The organism is Maridesulfovibrio salinus, assembly GCF_055394525.1.
In genome coordinates, this window is record NZ_AP042461.1 from 626,884 (window position 1) to 644,693 (window position 17,810).

Consider the following 17,810-nt stretch of genomic DNA (forward strand, 5'->3'; position numbering starts at 1 on the left):
AGTGATGAGTATCCGCAAGCAGTTCATGATCGGGTGTGTAATTTTCTGCATCGCCCTTACCGTGGCCATCATGTGGCTGATTTCCGACTATACCCGTAAGACCCTGATGAATGAATACCGGGGCAAGGCAGAAATCATGCTGCATTCCATGAAGGCCGTCCGCAAGCATACAGGGGCGGTTATCCGCCCGAAAGCCACGGAACTGCTGCCTGAGGGGCACTTTGTCACCGAGCTTCAGTCAACATCATTTACCGCCAACGGAGTATTCAGCCGTATACCTGATCAGTATAAACATGACCTGACTTTCAAAACAGCCTCCACGAAGCCCCGCAATCCAGCCAATATGGCAACCGGTGATGAAGCCGCCGTGATCGAGGAGTTGGACGCAATGGCTCAGGAGGGCAAAAGGCCTTTCATAGCCGAAATACGCAATATTAACGGGATAGAGTCATTTATTACGGCTGAAGGTGAATCCAACAAGCCGGATTGCATGGTTTGTCACGGTGACCCGGCGGATGCCCCAAAAACAATGAAGGACAGATATCCGGTTGAAAAGGATGCAGGGTATTTTCGTAAACCGGGACGTATAGAATGCGCTATGATAACTTCCGTACCTCTGGCGGCAATGAACAGGGCCGCCAATCAGACTTTGGGAACTGTTGTGTTCATGGGAATTGTATTCATTGCGGTTACCCTGTTTTTTCTTATTTTCGGTCTTAATCTCATTTTCAAGCCGGTTTCACGTATTACGGATATTGCCAAACTGATTGCCGAGGGCGACCTGCAGAATGCCCATGTTGCCATCCGCAAAATGCGCCACCGTTCCGAGGATCGCTTCTTTGCAGGAAGGTTCATGAAACCGGGAAGCGAGATTGGAAATCTTGTCGTTTCCTTTGAAACAATGATTTTCGGGCTTTCCAGTATAATAGGAGAAGTACGTGATTCAGGTGACAGCGTATCGGTGGCGGGCAGCAAGATCCGGGCGACCGCCGAACAGATTGATTCCGCTGTCAACAGGCAGGCCGCTTCCACCAACGAAGTCACCGCCACCAGCAGGCTTATCAGCCGGACCTCCAGAGATCTGGTTGAAGTCATGGATGATGTCGCCGAAAGTGCCGGTGAATCCGCGAAAATGGCTGAAACACTGCAATCAAACATTGCCAGACGTGAGAAGTCTCTGGTTAGTCTGGTGGATTCGACGGATAATGTTTCTTCCCGCCTTGGAGCGATTAATGAAAAAGCCAGTAAAATTAATCAGATCGTTACCACTATCGCCCGCATAGCCGATCAGACCAACCTTTTGTCACTTAATGCCGCCATCGAAGCGGAAAAAGCCGGACAGTTCGGACAGGGCTTTTCCGTTGTTGCCCGTGAAATAAGAAGGCTGGCGGACCAGACCGTAATTGCCGCCGAGGACATTGAACTTATGGTTAGGGATATGCAGTCAGCTGTAAGTTCCGGGGTTATGGAGATGGAAAAGTTCAATACCGAAGTCCGGTCCGGTGTGGATGAGGTGGAGAAGATGAGTGCCGATCTGGGACGTATAGTGGATCAGGTCCGTATTCTGGGGCCGCGGTTTGCAAATGTTTCCAGTTCCATGGGCGATCAGGCCGACAGTGCCGAGCAGATCAGTGAAGCGATGTCCGATCTGAGTGATACTGCGGCCGGAACTACAGAGTCCATTGAGGAGTTCAAGCGTACCGTTGCCAGCCTGAACTATACCGTGCAGTCACTTAATGGGGCTGTTGACGGTTTCAGGATTGTGGAGGACGCTGATATTTTTGCATCTAATGAGGTGGCAGAGGCCGGTAATAATGACAAATCAGACGATGGAACCGATAATTAACATAGTTGTAACAGTCCCGTCTTAATGCGTATTATTGTTACAGGTATGGTCCGTCCAAAAGGAGAGTAATGTGTCAGTAGATAAAATACTGGTCGTAGAAGATCATAATGATACTATAGAATTGTTGAAGTACAATCTGACTTCGTCCGGGTACGAGGTTGTTACCGCCATGGATGGACACAAGGCCCTTGAACAGGCACGTGCTGAAAGTCCCGATCTTATCCTGCTTGATCTGATGCTTCCCGGTATCGACGGACTTGAAGTGTGCCGTCGGTTGAAGCAGGAAACCGCAACCCAGCATATTCCGGTGATAATGCTCACCGCCAAGGGTGAGGAAGTGGATCGTGTCGTAGGTCTTGAACTCGGTGTGGACGACTATATAGTCAAGCCTTTCAGTCCCCGCGAACTGGTCTTGAGAGTTAAGGCCGTACTTCGCCGCAGCACCGAAGCCGAGCCGAAGCGTCCCGGTAAATGGAGCCGTGAAGGTCTGGCCGTGGATTTTGAAGCCCACACAGTTGAGTGCGATGGTGAAATTGTCGCCCTGACCGCCACGGAGTTCAAACTTTTTTCCGAGCTTCTGCAGCACGAAGGCAAAGTCCGCACACGCGATCATCTTCTCGATACTGTATGGGACACCCACTTTGAGGGCTATTCCAGAACAGTAGATACACATATACGCAGGTTGCGCCAGAAGCTGGGGCCCTACGCTGACTATATCGAGACTGTCAGAGGGGTTGGATACCGTTTCAAGCAGGTTTAGTATTTAATCCGTCCTGATCTGGACGGGCAGGGTTTGCCACCCTGACATGCGTGATATTTTCCTTCAGCAGGTGGAAATAGAATCCATTTAACACCCGGTTTTCATAGGCGGGGTCTTAGCTTGCGTCTGTAAAGATATTAGCATTCAATTGTAACCGGACTGTATTTTTATTTATGAATCAAGTGCTAGTCTATCTCTGCCCTCTCATAATCTGTAACTGTTTTTGTGCAAAAATAAGATGAGATTCTCTATAAAAACAAAACTTTTTATAGCCGTGTGCCTTACTGCCGCAATATGCGTAAGCCTTCCTTTGGGATTTGCATATTATCTTTTGAAAGCGGATCTGGCTGCAGATTCAATAGATATGGCTGAAGAAAAACTGGAGCTTGCGCGGCGTATATTTATCAAAGCTGAAAGTGAAGACCCCGCAGGACGGATTGCAGCCGTTTCCAATATGCTTGGTGAGGAGGTGGCTTTTGTTCTGCCTGACGGGCGAATCAATTCACCGACCTCTTGGTCCGGCAGCAACTGGCAGCTTATCCGTTCTGAACTGCTTCAGGCGGAGTCTGAAGGTATTGGCTTTGAAACCCGCAATGATCCCACTTATGGCCGCGAGGTTTTATATGCCGCGATCAGAGTGGATGAATCCCCGGGGACACCTGCCGGGTTTCTTGTTATCGAAGAATCCCTGACCGGACTGAGTGAACGGATGGGGACTGTGCGTAAGGTTTTTTTCTGGGCGCTGCCTATTGTCGCCCTCGTCTGCTATGGGGTTATCCGCTTTGTGGCGCTTCAACTCAGTTCATCTGTGGAGTCCATGGTCAGAACAGCCGAAGCGGTCGGGCAGGGGAATTACAAGCGGAGGATCAGGAATTTTCCAGACAAGGAATTCATACCGCTGGCGGAATCCATCAACTGGATGGCTGAACGAATTGATGAGCACGTAGGGATAATTACAAGCCAGAAGAATAAGCTTCAGGCAGTGCTGAACGGAATGTGGGACGGAGTCATGGTAATGGATTGCCGGTGCCGCATTCAGAGTGTGAACAGGGCGTTGCAGGACATTTTTCCGGAAGTTCATAATGGTATTGGCCGTCATCCTCTGGAGGTCATCCCCAGCCCGGAATTTCAGGATGCCTGCCATGAACTGACTTCCCCGGAAGGTCCTGACGCGGTGACTGTGCAGGTGATACTTCCCGATGAAAGGGTTTATGATGTCAATATTGTCCGCTCTCCGCATACAGTTGAACCGGGGCAGGGTCCCGGAGCGATAGCTGTTTTTCATGACATAAGTAAAATCAAAAGGCTTGAGACTGTCCGTCAGGATTTCGTTGCGAATGTATCCCATGAACTGCGTACTCCTTTGACATCCATCAAAGGCTATGCGGAAACGCTGTTGTCCGATCCTCCGCCACCTGAATCAGTACAGAAAAATTTTCTGTCCACGATCGAAAAGAACGCAAATCACATGTGTAAGATTGTTGATGATCTGCTTAATCTTTCCAGGCTTGAGAGCGGCCGAGACCGAAGCTCTTTCGTCAGGGTGGACCCTGCCGAGGCCCTTTTCAATGCCTGGCAGGCCTGTTCCGGCCTTGCAGAGAAAAGAAATGTCGAGCTAGTTACCGGGATGACTTCCGGGGAGTATGCAGTTCATGCCGACCCTGACCAATTGATGCAGCTCCTCCGTAATCTTCTTGAGAATGCTATTAAATATGGTCCCGAGAACAAACCGGTCATGGTAGGCCATCTTGTTGAGGATAATCATTTGAAAATTATTGTTCAGGATGAAGGGCTTGGCATTCCTGCTGCGGACCAGCCGCGTATCTTTGAGCGTTTTTATTCCGTGGAGAAGTTCAGGCGCAATGATTTCGGCTCGACAGGGCTGGGGCTCGCCATTTCAAGGCATATTGTTTCCAATCATGGAGGAAGTATTAAGGTGCAGAGTCCTCCTGAGGGGCAGACACATGGTACGGCCTTCATTTTTACTATTCCTCTAGTGCTTGCTGTTTAAGCCTCAATAGAATCAACAGATAATTTTAATAAAACAGCCAGGGCGGACATGAGTTGGGTTAATCATGTCCGCCCTGGCTGTTATTTTTCTGTCTTCAATTGTTTTTATTTCATTTCAAAATGCAAAAGGAGAAACAGAAAATGAAAATTACAGCAGGTGAAAGTGGATCAATGTATGCGGGTGGAATTCCTGAAGGTCTGCTCTCGGTGGGGAAAAGTAAAATGGGCAGTTTTGAGTCCGTGATGACGGGGATCCGCGCAGGCACATCCGCTGAGGTTCTTGAAAGGGCCCGGGCAAGGGCGGATGAAGAACGCGATCTGAGGGTTCTGGATGCATACAACCGTTTTGAAGACGGGTTGCAGAAGATATTAACTGCTCCCGAGACAGGGGTGATGCAGAAGAGAGCAGGGGCGGCACAGGCTGCTGTTACAGAGGTTAATGATTATTTCAGCAGTGAGGGCAGCAGGCTCTGCGATGAGCTGCCTGATGATGAATGCAGGGAACGGTTTATGGACATTCTGTCTTCGCGGCGTAGAACCGCCATAAATGCCGTGGCGAGGCATCAGACCCGGGAATATCAGAAATGGAAAGACAGCACCGCGGCCCGGACAATTGATTCAATTCTAAAGGTTGTCAGCATAAGTCCTGACGCAGCTTCCCTGCTTCATGGTGAACAATTGCTTGAAGGGACAATTTTAAGACTCTATCGCTCCAGTGCACCGGAAGTCCTGTCAAAGAAGCTGAGCTCGGCAAAACAGGCCCTGTACAACGGAGCACTTGAAGCAATTGCTGCCAGTGATCCCGTTACCGCGGTTATCGTACTCGACGGGTGGAGGGATCATATCGATGACGGAAGCTATGAAAATCTTAAGGAACGTTTCGAACCTCGGGCCCGCAATCAAAGCATTAAAATGGAATTTCAATCTTTGAAAAATCTGGACGGTGAAATGCTGAAAGCCGAACTGGAGGACATTGATGATCCTGATATGCGTGACGAATTGGCGGAAATGGTTGTGGCGGAGCGTGTGCGGAGCCGTATGCTGGAAAGGCGCAATGAGATTGATCGCATCAACACGTCAAGCAGAGTTCTTTTTCAGAGTTTTCTCAAGGGAACTCTCAGCGCAGAACAGATCGTGGATTCAGAGCTTCCGACAGAGCTTAAAGCGCGCTGGCGGGTTATTTTCAGCAGTGAGGGAGAAGGTGAGGACATATCATTACTGCAGGTGGTTCAAGGTATAGTGGATGGTGATCTGGTTGAAGAGTTCCAGATCTATGCGGCTCTGGCTGATGGGTTGGGCAAGATTGACGCGTCCCTTCTAGCCGGTCTGTTTGAACTGAAGGACAATCCTGAAGCCAAACTGATGATAAACGGGCTTCAGGAACTGGCCGAGGTGAGCAGTGAGAGCGGGGCAGAGGAAGATGATCTCGCGGCTTCAATCCGTGATTTCCTGAACCGTGTAGTCGCCAAAATCGGCAAGGGAGAAATATTCAGCATAACGGCACTTCGTAACGAGGTGATTGATGACCACTTCGGGACAAGGCAGGTCAGGAAAAGCGTTGAAAGGGGACTTAAGGCTGACCCTGAAACAGAATCCGCACGCCGGGATGACGACTCATGTTCAAATGTTGAAACATTGTCCGGGGTTGATGCTGGTGATGAAAAAAGTGATGGCCCTGCAATAACAAACAACGAAGAAGATTTTACGGACAAAGGATAGTCCGGCAGCTGTAGTAAAAATGGCCGCTCCCTGTTAGGGGCGGCCATTCCTGACTGTTAAGCTGATTACCAGATATTTTTGGTCAATTGCTGATCCTCGTCAAACATGCGGGTAAAATCGTCAAATGCGGCAAGAGCTGCGGCAGCACCCTGTCCGGTGGCCGTGATGATCTGTCTTACACCACCTGTTACATCCCCGGCCGCGTAGACTCTCTCCACACTGGTTCGCTGGTTGGGGTCAACTTTGATGAAACCGTCATCCCGAAGTTCGACACCCAGCTTCTCCCCAAGCCCGGTATTCGCGGTATGGCCGATGGCCACAAAGACCACATCGGTATCTACAATTGTTTCACTGCCGTCCTTCCGGTTTACTATCCGGGCTGATTCCACGTGGTCATCACCGATTATCTCCGTAACTTCACTGTCCCACATGATATTGATGCCCTCACGGGTTACGGCCTCCTGCAGAACTTTTTCAGCCCGGAACTTGTCTCCGCGGTGAACTATAGTGACTTCTGCGCCGAGGTGTTTGAGGTGCAGGCCGTCGGTAAGAGCCGTGTTACCGCCTCCCACGATTATGGCTTTACCGCCACGGTAGAAGTTACCGTCGCAGGTGGCGCAATAGCTGACCCCGTGCCCGTAAAATTTGTCTTCACCGGGAACGCCCAGCATGCGCACGTTAACACCCGTGGCAAGCAGAACTCCTTTTGCCCGGTAGTTCTTTTCATCGGTATAGATTTCAAAAAGCTTGTCAGCTTTGATATCCCGGACTTCTGCGAACTGGTGAATATCCGTGTATTCACGGGCATGCGCGCCAAGAATCTCAACCAATTCAAATCCCTGAACATTGGTAAAACCGGGGTAGTTTTCAACTTTAGGGGTCAGGGCAACCTGCCCGCCGACTCCTTGTTTTTCAAGGATTATGCAGCTTAATCCACTGCGCTTTGCATAAATCCCTGCACTCATCCCGGCCGGACCGCCGCCGATGATAACCAGATCCACATTTTCAAATTCATTTTCTTCCGGTGCGGGGCTTTCCTCGCGCATTTCCTCAAGAATTTCTTCCAAAGGTTTGAGAAAAACCACCTGGGCCATAAAGCGTTCTTCCGGCTCAAGACCGAGAAATGTAGCGCTATCATTAATAACGGTATGGGGTACTGAGCCTACATTATATTGGCGAGCCATATTTTCGTTATCCAGAGTAGATACGCACCATGCTGAGACTTTGGCTGGATTGGCAATCGCAGCTTTGAAGGCGTTAACCGCCTGTCCCGGACAATATGGACAGGTCGGGCTTGAAAACACTTTGATAAGCCTGTCTTCACTTAGTTTGCCCAGAATTTCTATTGTGGTGGGGGAAACTCCCTCCTCGCCTTTAGAGGCCAGGTTAAGTGATTCCACCAGAGCTCTGCCTTCCTCGCCCGCAGGAGCTCCAAGAAAGCGGATGTCATATTTATCAGGGTCAATCAGAACCGTAGGGGAAGCTATAATTTCTCTTTTGCGGCCCATGTCGCTGTCAATCTGGTACTCCTGCAGATCTATTTTATCGGTCAGGGTGGCGAGTGCCCGGCAGATATTCAGGGTGAAATCATTATATTCCTTGTGCGGACCTTCTTCTGTATAAACTTCTATTTTTACGCTTTCCTTGAAGGTCGCGAACATTTTTTCAAGATATTTGCGGCTCTCTTCCGGAATGTAGTTGTGATATTTTTCTTCGGCGCTAAGTGAACTCATGACAGCATTATCTCCTTCATAGTATTTGAATATCCCCCGGGAAAAGGCATATTCTGCTGTGCCTATATAACTTCGGGGTCGATATTAAAAAATAACCTGATTCAGTTTGAATATGACTTATTTTTTCTATTCGGAAAAGGGAACATCAGTAAAAAATTGTGTAATCCCTTCCCAAGTTCTGTTAGTTATCAGGAATAATTACTGAAAGGAAGGTAAATCATTTTATAAAATATGGAAATCAGAAATGGAGCTCAAAACAGGCTGATTTTGAAAAGTCAGTATTCTTAGCTGAAATTCCGAGCTTTTCATAATGAGGTTTGAGATTTCCTTTGTGGCCCCACAATTCTCCCGAATATTTTGAGGGGATTGAGAGTGATCTGGGGGTGATTCCATTTTTTTCCAGTTTAGAGCAAAGAAAAAGGTAAAGAGCCCTGGAGCGTGCTGACTGGCCCAGAGCAGGATGAAACGGGCCGGCAACAATATTCTTTTCAAAGCCTTCCTCGTGGGCGACACCGATACGGATTACGTGTATCCGGGCTTCCCATAGCCTGATTAGTGCTGCGGCGATTTCCTTTTCTGCTCTCTCCAGCGACCAGGGAGTGTATCTTCCGGCGATGTACAATTTTTCCAGAGCAGTTCCCCTAACTGTAAGGCAGGGGTATATGCGCACAGCTTCGGGCGCAATTTCAATTGTTTGTCCGATATCTTGTTGGAAATCGCCGTCTGAGGACCCGGGTAGTCCGGGAAGAAGCTGAATGACAAGCTGGAGATCCGATTGCTTTACGGTCCGGCATGCCTTCATGGCAGTTTCAGGGCTGTAGTTGCGGGCGGATCTTTTGAGAGTCCGGGCTGAAAAGGACTGTATTCCAAGTTCTACGGTATCAAGTCCGACTTCTTTGAGTTCCCCAAGCTGTTCCGGGGTGATACAGTCCGGTCTGGTAGAAAATCTTATTCTGGTGATGAAGCCGCTTTTTTTGAACCGCGCAGCAAGCTTCATGAATTTTATCTGCCAATCGAATGGCAGGGCCGTGAATGTTCCTCCGAAAAAGGCAAGCTCCATTGGGGAACGGTCCCCGTTGCTGAAAAAAGCAGGTATTTCATATTCAATAGCTTGATATATTTCAGTTAATGACTTAGCACCTGTTCCGGTCTGTCTCTCCTGTGAGCAGTAAACGCACCGGGCCGGGCAGCCTATAAAAGGCATAAATACCGGCCATATGCGGGTTTTGTATTGTTCTGGTTCGGGATGTTTGAATCTTATGCTGGTCATATCAGGGCCGGTCCAATGTAGAATAATTACTCAAATTAAGCCTTTATTTAATAAATTAGCTTGATTAAAAAAAAATGGTCGGGTAAATATTATGTAAAAATGTCTTAAACGTTCTTTTGAAAGCCGTTTAAGACTATTTACTGTAACATGCAACACTAGAGAACGGACAAAAGTCAGCCATGAGTGAACAGGACTGCATTTTCTGTAAGATAGTAGCCGGAGAGATTCCCTGCTTCAAGATATATGAAACAGAGCAGATGCTTGGTTTTCTTGATATCGGACCGGTCAACAAGGGGCATGCCCTTATTATTCCCAAGATGCACTATGAGAACATCTGGGAAATTCCATCCGATCTGGGAAGCGAAATAGTCTCAGCTGCACAGGTTGCCGGTAAAGCTATTGTAGAAGCTACCGGGGCTGACGGATTGAACCTTATGATGAATAATAATGAAGTGGCGGGGCAGCTGGTTTTTCATGCCCACCTGCATTTAATACCCCGTTTCAAAGATGACGGGATCAAGCACTGGGACCAGAGTCAGTACGAGAGTATGGATGAAGCCCAGGCACTTGCCCGGAAGATAGAAAAGATGATAAGGGGTTAAGTTGAAAATAACTTGCCCCTTGCGATAACGCCTTACCTGAATAGCCGACTGTAGCTGCTGCAGCGGAAAACATTAAACCCGCCGCCCCTGACCCCAGGGCCGGGGACAACGGAGGAAAGGAAATGGCTACCGGAAATACCCTTACAAAAGCCAGCGTTGTTGATTACATCTACGAGAAGACTGATCGGAACAGAGCTGAGATCAAAGAGCTTGTGGAGTCCATTCTGGACATCATGAAGACTGCTGTGAAAAGAGACCACGCAATGCTCATCAGCGGTTTCGGTAAATTTGAAGCTTATGACAAAAATGCTCGCAAGGGGCGTAACCCCCAAACCAACGAAGCAATTACTCTGCCCGCGCGCAAGGTGGTTGTTTTCAGACTTTCACGTAAGTTCAGATCAGAACTGAACGGTTAGTCTGGTCTGTTTTTCAGGCGGGGATTCATTTCTCAATTAAAAGGGATCAGTGCGTCTGTATAGATCCCTTGCATTGAACTGCTGCCAGAGCAACACCTGTCTGATGTTTGATTTTTTACGAACTTTCGGGATTGCGCGATTTGGCGTTTGAGTTAAACTTCATGAACTGCTGGACCGGTGTTTTCCGGCTGTGTTTATTTACGGCAGTTCTGGGTCAAAACTGTATCGCTTTTTTCGAAAAGTATACCGGGTTGCCGGCTAGTTCTCATTCTGCGTTTGTGTAATCAATTACTACTGGCAAAAGATTAAAAAAACGGCTGCGAATTGTATTCGCAGCCGTTTTATTTATTACTGGGTCACAATAAATACTTCCCCATAGTCGGGGCTGAGACTGCTGATGGCATCTTCAGCGGTAGGTATGGAGGAAAACTGTCCGGCTTGAACACGCATGTATTTCTGGCCATTTACAATTACTTCAACCATTCTTGATTCCTCATAACCCCGGCTACGCAGGTCTTCAAGGATAGCGGTTGCTCGATCATACTCGGTAAATGAGCCTACCTGAACGTAATAAGTGTCCTGCATTGTAGCAGTTTCAGATATGAGTATCTCTTCGACTTCCGGTTCAGCCTGAACTGTCTGCTCAACTATAATATCCTTTGCCGGTGCAGCAGTACTTGCTACAATATCCTCGGATGAAACCGGTTCCACGTTGACATCGTCTATAGCTCTCAGTTCAACCGGTGTCAGTCCTTTGTTGACAATTCCCAGCTTTGAGGCAGCTGAATAGGAAAGATCAATTATCCTCAGATCCGGGTCGGCAAAAGGACCACGGTCATTGACCCTGACGATAACTTTACGGCCGCTGTGGCGGTCAGTCACTTCAAGCATGCTTCCCATGGGCAGGGTCCTGTGGGCTGCAGTCATGGCGTACATGTTGTAGGTCTCACCGTTTGCCGTGGTCTTTCCGTGAAAGTCATCGCCATACCATGAAGCAAGCCCTTCAGCCTTATATCCTTTTGAAGAGAGATGCGGAATGTAGGTTCTTCCGTGTACAGTGTATGGATCGGTTTTCAATACCGGTTTAACCACCTCGGGCGAGTCCTGTTTCTGAACTTTGTGCCTGCTTACGGGCGGGGTGGAGTAAATTCTTTTTTTGGCACAGCCTGCTGAAAATAAGAGCAACAGGGCAGCGAGGATTATACAGTATCTCGACATAGAGCCCTCCTTTTATGGGAAATGCATTGATCTGAAATGACCGATTAAATGACAAACTTTTATTCCTCCATAGTTGCAGGTGGAATTAAAGTCCAGAATCACGGGTTATAAACTGGATTTTGTAATTAAGTATGTTCTTTAAAAGCCTCATGCAACTGATAATGAAAGTGAAGGGAATTTTTAAAGGAACAGATCACTGCCCGGCACGGGAAAGGGCCAGTGCCAGAGCTGTGGTAAGTTTTACTATTTCACTATTGCTGCGTCTTACCGTGGCGCTAAGTCTTCTGCCTATGGTCATAAAAAGTTTGCAGCCTATTGCCGGGTGCTTTTCAATGAGCCCAAAGAATTTGTCGCGGTCAGTTACGAGAAATTCCGAGTCCTCTACAACTGTTACAGTGGCTGAACGTATATCACGGTCAATGAGCGCTATTTCACCGAATACCGGATAGCTGCTGTCATCAAGGTTTGCCAGAACCTTGCGCGGATTGTTCATTTCCGCCAGCGGGATGTTCATGCCTTTTATAAGCATACGTTTGGAGATACGAACTTTTCCGTCAATTAAAATGAACATCTCATCGCCTTCCTCTCCCTCTGATATAAGATTTGTCCCGGAGCGGACAGCGATACTGGCAAAAATTGTTTTTACCTGAAGCAGTTCATTTTCGTCCAAATCCTGGAACAGAGGTATGGATTTCATTTTATCAAACATCACCTTCGCCTCCTGAGGCGTTGATGATCAGTAAAGCGTCATAGTTTGACATCGGTTCATTGTCCGGAGGATTGATCACAACTTCAGGACCCTGCATGCCCAAAGAGGTATCTTGCCCTGAAGATCTGAAAAGTTCGACAATAAACTGGTCCAGCGCCGAACTCTCATCCATTACATCTTGAAGGGAGAGGCTTTTGCCCAGCCTGCAGGCCGCGACAGGAAGACCTCCTTCGTTTTCCCGGACATGGTTGCTCAGTTCTTTCCAGCTTTTAGTTTTTTCTTCTGCCGAACAGGGTTTGAACTGGAGGCGTCCAGGATTATCAATCCCAAGAAGATTTCTGAAGAAGGACCACATGGATGGATTGATTCCCATCATTCCCATCATGCGGCTGGAAATCTCACCGCGCACGAGAATTTCATTCGCACCGGCCCTGAGCAGGTGCTCTCTATTTTTAGGCATGGCTATTTCAGCGTAGACCGGAACTTTGGGGGCCAGTGTGCGCAGGGCAAGTACAGCATAGATAGCCTGCTGGTCAGATTCTTTTGCTTCAACTCCGTCCTGGCATAGAACGTATACTGTTCGTGCTGTCTCAGGGCTTGATCTGGATATTATATTGGCCTGACTGATATCCCCGTGAACAAAGTGCAGATTCTCTCCAAGGTCGAGCTTGAAGGCTATTTCGTCGCGTTCCTGCTGCTCAAGGCTGCTGACAATTACCAGGCTGAAGTGCTTGCGGTCCGGCTGTTTTTTGAGCGAGTCGATCAGGCCTATGGCGTAGTCGTTCCAGCCAAGGATAATGACGTGGTTGTTTATCTTCACTTTCAAAAGTCCCTTGCGTTTTTTGGCCTTCCTCTCCACGAGCATGGAGGCCATATTACCGGTCAATGAAGAAACCATTCCGATACCGGAGATCATGACCAGTGCTCCGAGAATTCTGCCCGGAACAGTTGCGGGGACCATATCTCCATATCCGACAGTAGTAAGGGTTACTACTGCCCACCATAAAGCTCCGGAAATCCCTGTGTCACTTCCTTCCTGCAATTCCAGCCAGTAAAACCCCAGAGTGCTGAGCAGCAGCAGAACTCCGGTGGCAATGACCAGTTTACCGAATCCTGATTTTAGCCACTCTTTGAAAGACATAGTTTTTAATATGGGGTTGAGCACCGGTTTATAAAATGATTCCACCTTTACCAACTATAGCTTTGTTTCAGTTTCACTTTCAAGGATAAAGAAAAGGAAAAGCCCGGCAGTCCATAATGGACTGCCGGGCTTAACGTCCGGAAATTACGTGTATTTCTACAGGTAACCGAGAGCAGCTTTCATTTCACCGGGAACAACTGCATCTTCCTGAGGCTCAAGAGCCTTCCAGGGAGCACCGGCCTGCTTGCGGGCTGCTTTAACTTCTTCAAGACTGAATCCTGCGCGGGGAACTTCAAGGTTCTGGCCAGCGTAAATCAGGTCAGGGTTCTTGATCATGTCCCTGTTGGCCTTATAAATGAGGGGCCACATAAAGGGATCATTGTAAATCTGCTGGTATTCAGCAATCCACCACAGACACTCGCCTTTGGTTACCACATGGGAAGTGGGCAGGTTTCTGTATTCACTTTCGTAGATTTCCATGGGAGTCGGAGGAACAACTTCCTCAACTTCCACGGCGGGTTCTTCTTCAACTACAACAACTTCGGTTTCTTCAACTACCACAACCTCTTCTTGAGGAACTTGCTTTTTGGCACATCCCCATGCGAACATCAGGCTGAAGGCAATTGCGAGCCAGATCAGTTTTTTCATTTTTTTCGAGGCCTCCTCACATTAGTAAATTAACTTGGGTACCCATTTTCAACAAGTTATACTTTAACTGTTTTTGTCCAATTATCAACTATTTCTTTTTCTTGCAACACTTTGGGATTTTTGGGGCTCAGCTTATAAGCCTGCCCTGCCGCTTCAACGGCTTTATCCATCCATCCCCCCTTTCTCAGGCTCCTCGAAGCCAGCACAAAAAGCATCTCGGGGTGTTCACCGTAAATTGTGTCCACAAGGTTTTCATATTCTTCACGAAATACTTCTCTGATAAGCATATTCTGGGAAAAAAGAAGTCGTCCCAGCAGGGTGTTGTCGCTGTGGTTGTTCAGATAGATAGGAAAAAGTTTGCGGCAACGGGCGATAATGAACCGGATTCGGCTTATCTCACGCTCCATGCTTTCTTCAGTCTGTTCAACAACCTGCACAAAATCCTGACCTATCTCGGATTCAGGAAGCATTGTTTCCCTGCCGCGAAGATTGGAGAAGAGCGGTGCGTAATTGAGGTTCTGGTATGCGTCTTCACGCAGCTTGAAAGCTTCGTGAAATATATATCCCATTCCCCAGTCCAGAAATCTCCCGGACAGGTGGTTTGCCTCCTCATTGCGGAAGAGAAGGTGGGCAGTATCCTTAAGTCTCCAGAGCAGTCCCTTGTGCATGTTACTGCCTATAAGATCGTTAAGAACTTCGAAACTGACACTGCGTTCCCGGTCAAAGGTTTCGAACTGTTCTTCAAGGGCGCTGCCTGCAAGACAGAAGTCCCTGAAGGTGTCCCGTACAAATTCGGGCATTTTTTCCTTTATCCATGAGTTGGACATGGTTCCTATCCTGTTCTTTTAACTGCTTTACATTCGGCCTGTGCCGCCAGCTTTGCCAGTTCCGCCAGTCTTTTGTCCGCTTTACTGTAGATGGTTCCGGCCGGGAATTTACCGTTCCTTCCTTTTGTCCCGGCTTTTACTCCGGTGAGAATATGGAGGGCCTCTTCAATTGTCTTAACAGGGTAAATATGGAATTTACCCTGTTCAACTGCATCAACCACTTCATCCCTCAGCATGAGGTTTAGCACATTATCAGCTGGAATGAGAACTCCCTGGCTGCCGTTTAATCCACGGCGGCGGCATACTTCAAAAAAGCCTTCTATTTTGCGGCTTACTCCGCCGACAGCCATTATGGTACCGGACTGACTTACTGCACCGGTAAAGGCATAGTCAAACTTGATGGGTACTCCGGAAATGGATGAGAGCAGTGAGGCAAGTTCAGCTCCCGAGGCAGAGTCTCCTTCTATGCCAGCGTAGCTTTGTTCAAAGCAAAGGCTTCCGGTAAGGACTATTGGTTTGTCCTGGGCGAAAAGGCCTACGAGATAACTTTTGATGATCATCATGCCTTTGGTGTGGATCGGGCCACCCATGCGCGCTTCGCGTTCGAGGTCCAGAATCCCGCCGTGCCCAACGCCCACTGTACAGGAGATGCGGTGCGGAAGGCCGAATTCATAATCTCCGAAAAGGGTTACGGAAAGACCGTTGGCCTGTCCGACTCCTTCCCCCGTGGTTTCAACTTTGATAACTTCGCGGTCGTATTCCTTCATGAATTCGTCTTCATAAAGATTGGCCCGGAAGTCCTTCATGGAGATAGCTTCAGCCACAGAGGCAATGTCGACCATGGTTTTTCCGTCCAGTTTCGCCAGCGCCGAGGCTTCAACCAGAACTTCCTTGATCAGAGGGATACGCAGGGAAAGCCTTTTCTGATCTTCCGCCAGTCGGCTGGAGTGGTCAACAATACGGGCCAGTGACTCGCGGTCAAAAGGGAGCAGATCGGCTTCTCTGATTATCTTACCCAGAACTTTGACAAACCTTCTCACATTTTCAGCATTCCGGTCAGCAGCCAGTTGCAGGTGGGCTTTGAGTTTGAAATATTTGCCGAACCGCTCATCATTATAAAGCAGCAGTTCATAAGTGTCTTCAGATCCGATAAGAATGACTGTTAGATCCAGGGGAATCGGCTCCGGTTCAATTGTTTTGGTCCGGATTTGTTCTCCCTCAACCGGGTCTTCGATTTTGGCCTGTCCAGTGCGCAGGGCCCTGAGCAGTCCTTCCCATGATGAAGGAGTGGTCAGAATGTCATCGGCGTAGACGATCAGATAGCCGTGGTTAGCCTTGTGTATGGCTCCGGCCCGGATCAGAGTGTAGTCTGTGTAGAGGGCTCCCATTTCAGATTCCCTTTCAATGGAACCCAGCAGGTTGAAAGCTGTGGGATGGTCGGCCATGACCACCGGGGCCCCCTGTGTTTCACTGTTATCCACCAGAAGATTGACTTCAAATTTTGAAAAAAGTTCATCCGAAGGCGAGGACTCCGGCAGTTGGAGGCCCGGGATAGGTGAGGAGCCCTGCTGGTCTCTGCCCATGAACAGGTCTACATTATCGAGAAGCTCCGATTCTATATCTTCGAGGTAGTTTTTGATAATTTCAAACTGATCAAAGTCCTTGTGCAGGGGGGCAAGCAGTTCCTTGAGCAACTCGCTGGCACTCTCCTGATGAAGCTTGCGTTCATCCTTGCGAAACCCTTCTTCTGTTTTGCTGATGCGACGAAGTATTGCAGTAACTTCAGCCAGAAGATCGTCAGCTGAGTTGCGTAGAGTTTTGCGCAAATCGGGGTCAAGCCGCTCGAACTCTTCATCATTGAGAATTCGCCCTTCAATCAGCGGAATCAGGGTAAGTCCGCCCTGATCATCAATTTCAAGGTTGAAGCCGCGATCTTTGGCAAGGGCTTCCATATCGGTAAAGAGGTCCTCCCGTTCGTCCTGAAAAGAACGAGAAATTTCTTCATGGGCTTTGATATGCGGTTCGCGCTCAAACCAGGCCGGAAGCTGGTCTTTCAGCTGTGAAACCGCTTCCGACATGGCCTCCTTGAATTCCTTACCTTTCCCTGCCGGCAGGCAGACCGCTATTGGACGGTCCTGATGAGAAAAATTGTGCAGGTACAGCTGGTCGGGCGGGGTCGGCTGGTTTGCTGCCCTGATTTTAAAATACTCCCTGGAGAAGTAGCTGCGCCCTAAGTTTGCATCGCCGGAAAGATAAAGGTTGTGACAGGTTCCTTTTATGGCCAGAGCCATCCGGAAAGCCTGCAGGGCTCTGGGCTGGAACAGATCGTAGTCTCCGGCAGATTCCGGAATATCAAGGCTTGATTCATACTGGATTTTAGAGGGATCAAGGCGAGAGCTCAGTCTGCTCAGAGATAGTTCTTTTGCTGTCATATTTATTGAAAGTATCCTGTGGTTGAAACGGTAAAGTTAAGTCTGTTTATTTAGACTTACGTTGTTAAGTGCAAAATGTCACTTCCCGGCATGAGGACAGGTGAAATTAGTGGCATGAAAAACGGCAGGTTGCCATTGCTGTTATATTTCAAGTTCTGTCAATTGGGTCAATTATGCAAAAGTTGATTGTGAAATTTTATACAAAATAAATTTATCTTAAATACTAAATGTTTATGTTTTTTTGAAATGTAATTAAGGGCTGAATGAGTGTTCAAAAACAAAATAGCTGTTGCACAGAAAGCTCTTCAAGGATATGACTTTCATGTGATTTTTGCCAATATGCTCGTTCATTGGTCGTTCATTTGATAATTTTCAGTGAAATAGAGGATCTGGATCAAAGATTCCGTTGACTCAGGATTGGTGATTGTGCTAGACGAATCTCACTTGTGAAGGTTTGCGCAAAGTCCTCTTTGCGCGAA

At 48.1% G+C, this 17,810-nt stretch carries 14 protein-coding genes; 6 read left to right on the forward strand and 8 right to left on the reverse strand.

Annotation, left to right across the window (positions count from 1 at the left end; genetic code table 11):
• The first annotated feature begins 4 nt into the window (after positions 1–4).
• From ACZ5PW_RS02840 to ACZ5PW_RS02855, 4 genes are all read left to right on the forward strand, one after another.
• The gene (locus ACZ5PW_RS02840) at positions 5–1,846 is read left to right on the forward strand and encodes a methyl-accepting chemotaxis protein (protein WP_464557853.1); all 1,842 of its coding nucleotides are present in this window, start codon (positions 5–7) and stop codon (positions 1,844–1,846) included.
• 70 nt (positions 1,847–1,916) lie between these two features.
• Positions 1,917–2,606 (forward strand): response regulator, encoded by a 690-nt coding sequence (locus ACZ5PW_RS02845; RefSeq protein WP_464557855.1) that lies wholly within the window; start codon positions 1,917–1,919, stop codon positions 2,604–2,606.
• A gap of 238 nt (positions 2,607–2,844) precedes the next feature.
• Positions 2,845–4,617 (forward strand): ATP-binding protein, encoded by a 1,773-nt coding sequence (locus tag ACZ5PW_RS02850; RefSeq protein WP_464557857.1) that lies wholly within the window; start codon positions 2,845–2,847, stop codon positions 4,615–4,617.
• A 140-nt stretch (positions 4,618–4,757) separates the two neighbouring features.
• On the forward strand, positions 4,758–6,335 hold the full coding sequence (locus ACZ5PW_RS02855; protein ID WP_464557859.1) for a hypothetical protein: 1,578 nt from the start codon (positions 4,758–4,760) through the stop codon (positions 6,333–6,335).
• A gap of 65 nt (positions 6,336–6,400) precedes the next feature.
• On the opposite strand, the gene ACZ5PW_RS02860 is transcribed toward ACZ5PW_RS02855, so the two are convergent.
• Positions 6,401–8,068 carry an FAD-dependent oxidoreductase gene (locus tag ACZ5PW_RS02860; protein ID WP_464557861.1) on the reverse strand — a complete coding sequence of 556 codons (1,668 nt, stop codon included), beginning with the start codon at positions 8,066–8,068 and terminating at the stop codon, positions 6,401–6,403.
• A 238-nt stretch (positions 8,069–8,306) separates the two neighbouring features.
• The gene (locus ACZ5PW_RS02865) at positions 8,307–9,338 is read right to left on the reverse strand and encodes an elongator complex protein 3 (protein ID WP_464557863.1); all 1,032 of its coding nucleotides are present in this window, start codon (positions 9,336–9,338) and stop codon (positions 8,307–8,309) included.
• 179 nt (positions 9,339–9,517) lie between these two features.
• On the opposite strand from ACZ5PW_RS02865, the gene ACZ5PW_RS02870 reads away from it, so the two are divergent.
• Positions 9,518–9,940 (forward strand): HIT family protein, encoded by a 423-nt coding sequence (locus tag ACZ5PW_RS02870; protein WP_464557866.1) that lies wholly within the window; start codon positions 9,518–9,520, stop codon positions 9,938–9,940.
• A gap of 122 nt (positions 9,941–10,062) precedes the next feature.
• Positions 10,063–10,356, forward strand: a complete 294-nt coding sequence (locus ACZ5PW_RS02875) for an integration host factor subunit alpha (protein ID WP_464557868.1) — start codon at positions 10,063–10,065, stop codon at positions 10,354–10,356.
• Between the two features lie 348 nt (positions 10,357–10,704).
• On the opposite strand, the gene ACZ5PW_RS02880 is transcribed toward ACZ5PW_RS02875, so the two are convergent.
• The 6 genes from ACZ5PW_RS02880 to ACZ5PW_RS02905 all read right to left on the reverse strand — a co-directional run bounded on the left by ACZ5PW_RS02880 (position 10,705) and on the right by ACZ5PW_RS02905 (position 17,331).
• Positions 10,705–11,574, reverse strand: coding sequence for a septal ring lytic transglycosylase RlpA family protein (locus ACZ5PW_RS02880; protein ID WP_464557870.1), 870 nt, complete (start codon positions 11,572–11,574; stop codon positions 10,705–10,707).
• Between the two features lie 193 nt (positions 11,575–11,767).
• Positions 11,768–12,283, reverse strand: a complete 516-nt coding sequence (locus tag ACZ5PW_RS02885) for a cyclic nucleotide-binding domain-containing protein (protein ID WP_464557872.1) — start codon at positions 12,281–12,283, stop codon at positions 11,768–11,770.
• Positions 12,276–13,469 (reverse strand): ion channel, encoded by a 1,194-nt coding sequence (locus ACZ5PW_RS02890; protein ID WP_464557874.1) that lies wholly within the window; start codon positions 13,467–13,469, stop codon positions 12,276–12,278. The genes ACZ5PW_RS02885 and ACZ5PW_RS02890 overlap by 8 nt, the downstream gene beginning before the upstream one ends.
• 111 nt (positions 13,470–13,580) lie before the next feature.
• Positions 13,581–14,072, reverse strand: coding sequence for a LysM peptidoglycan-binding domain-containing protein (locus tag ACZ5PW_RS02895; protein ID WP_464557876.1), 492 nt, complete (start codon positions 14,070–14,072; stop codon positions 13,581–13,583).
• Positions 14,073–14,128: 56 nt separating this feature from the next.
• Positions 14,129–14,899 carry a hypothetical protein gene (locus ACZ5PW_RS02900; protein ID WP_464557878.1) on the reverse strand — a complete coding sequence of 257 codons (771 nt, stop codon included), beginning with the start codon at positions 14,897–14,899 and terminating at the stop codon, positions 14,129–14,131.
• 5 nt (positions 14,900–14,904) lie between these two features.
• Entirely contained in the window at positions 14,905–17,331 is a 2,427-nt protein-coding gene (locus ACZ5PW_RS02905; protein WP_464557880.1) for a Lon protease family protein, read from the reverse strand.
• Positions 17,332–17,810 lie beyond the last annotated feature (479 nt).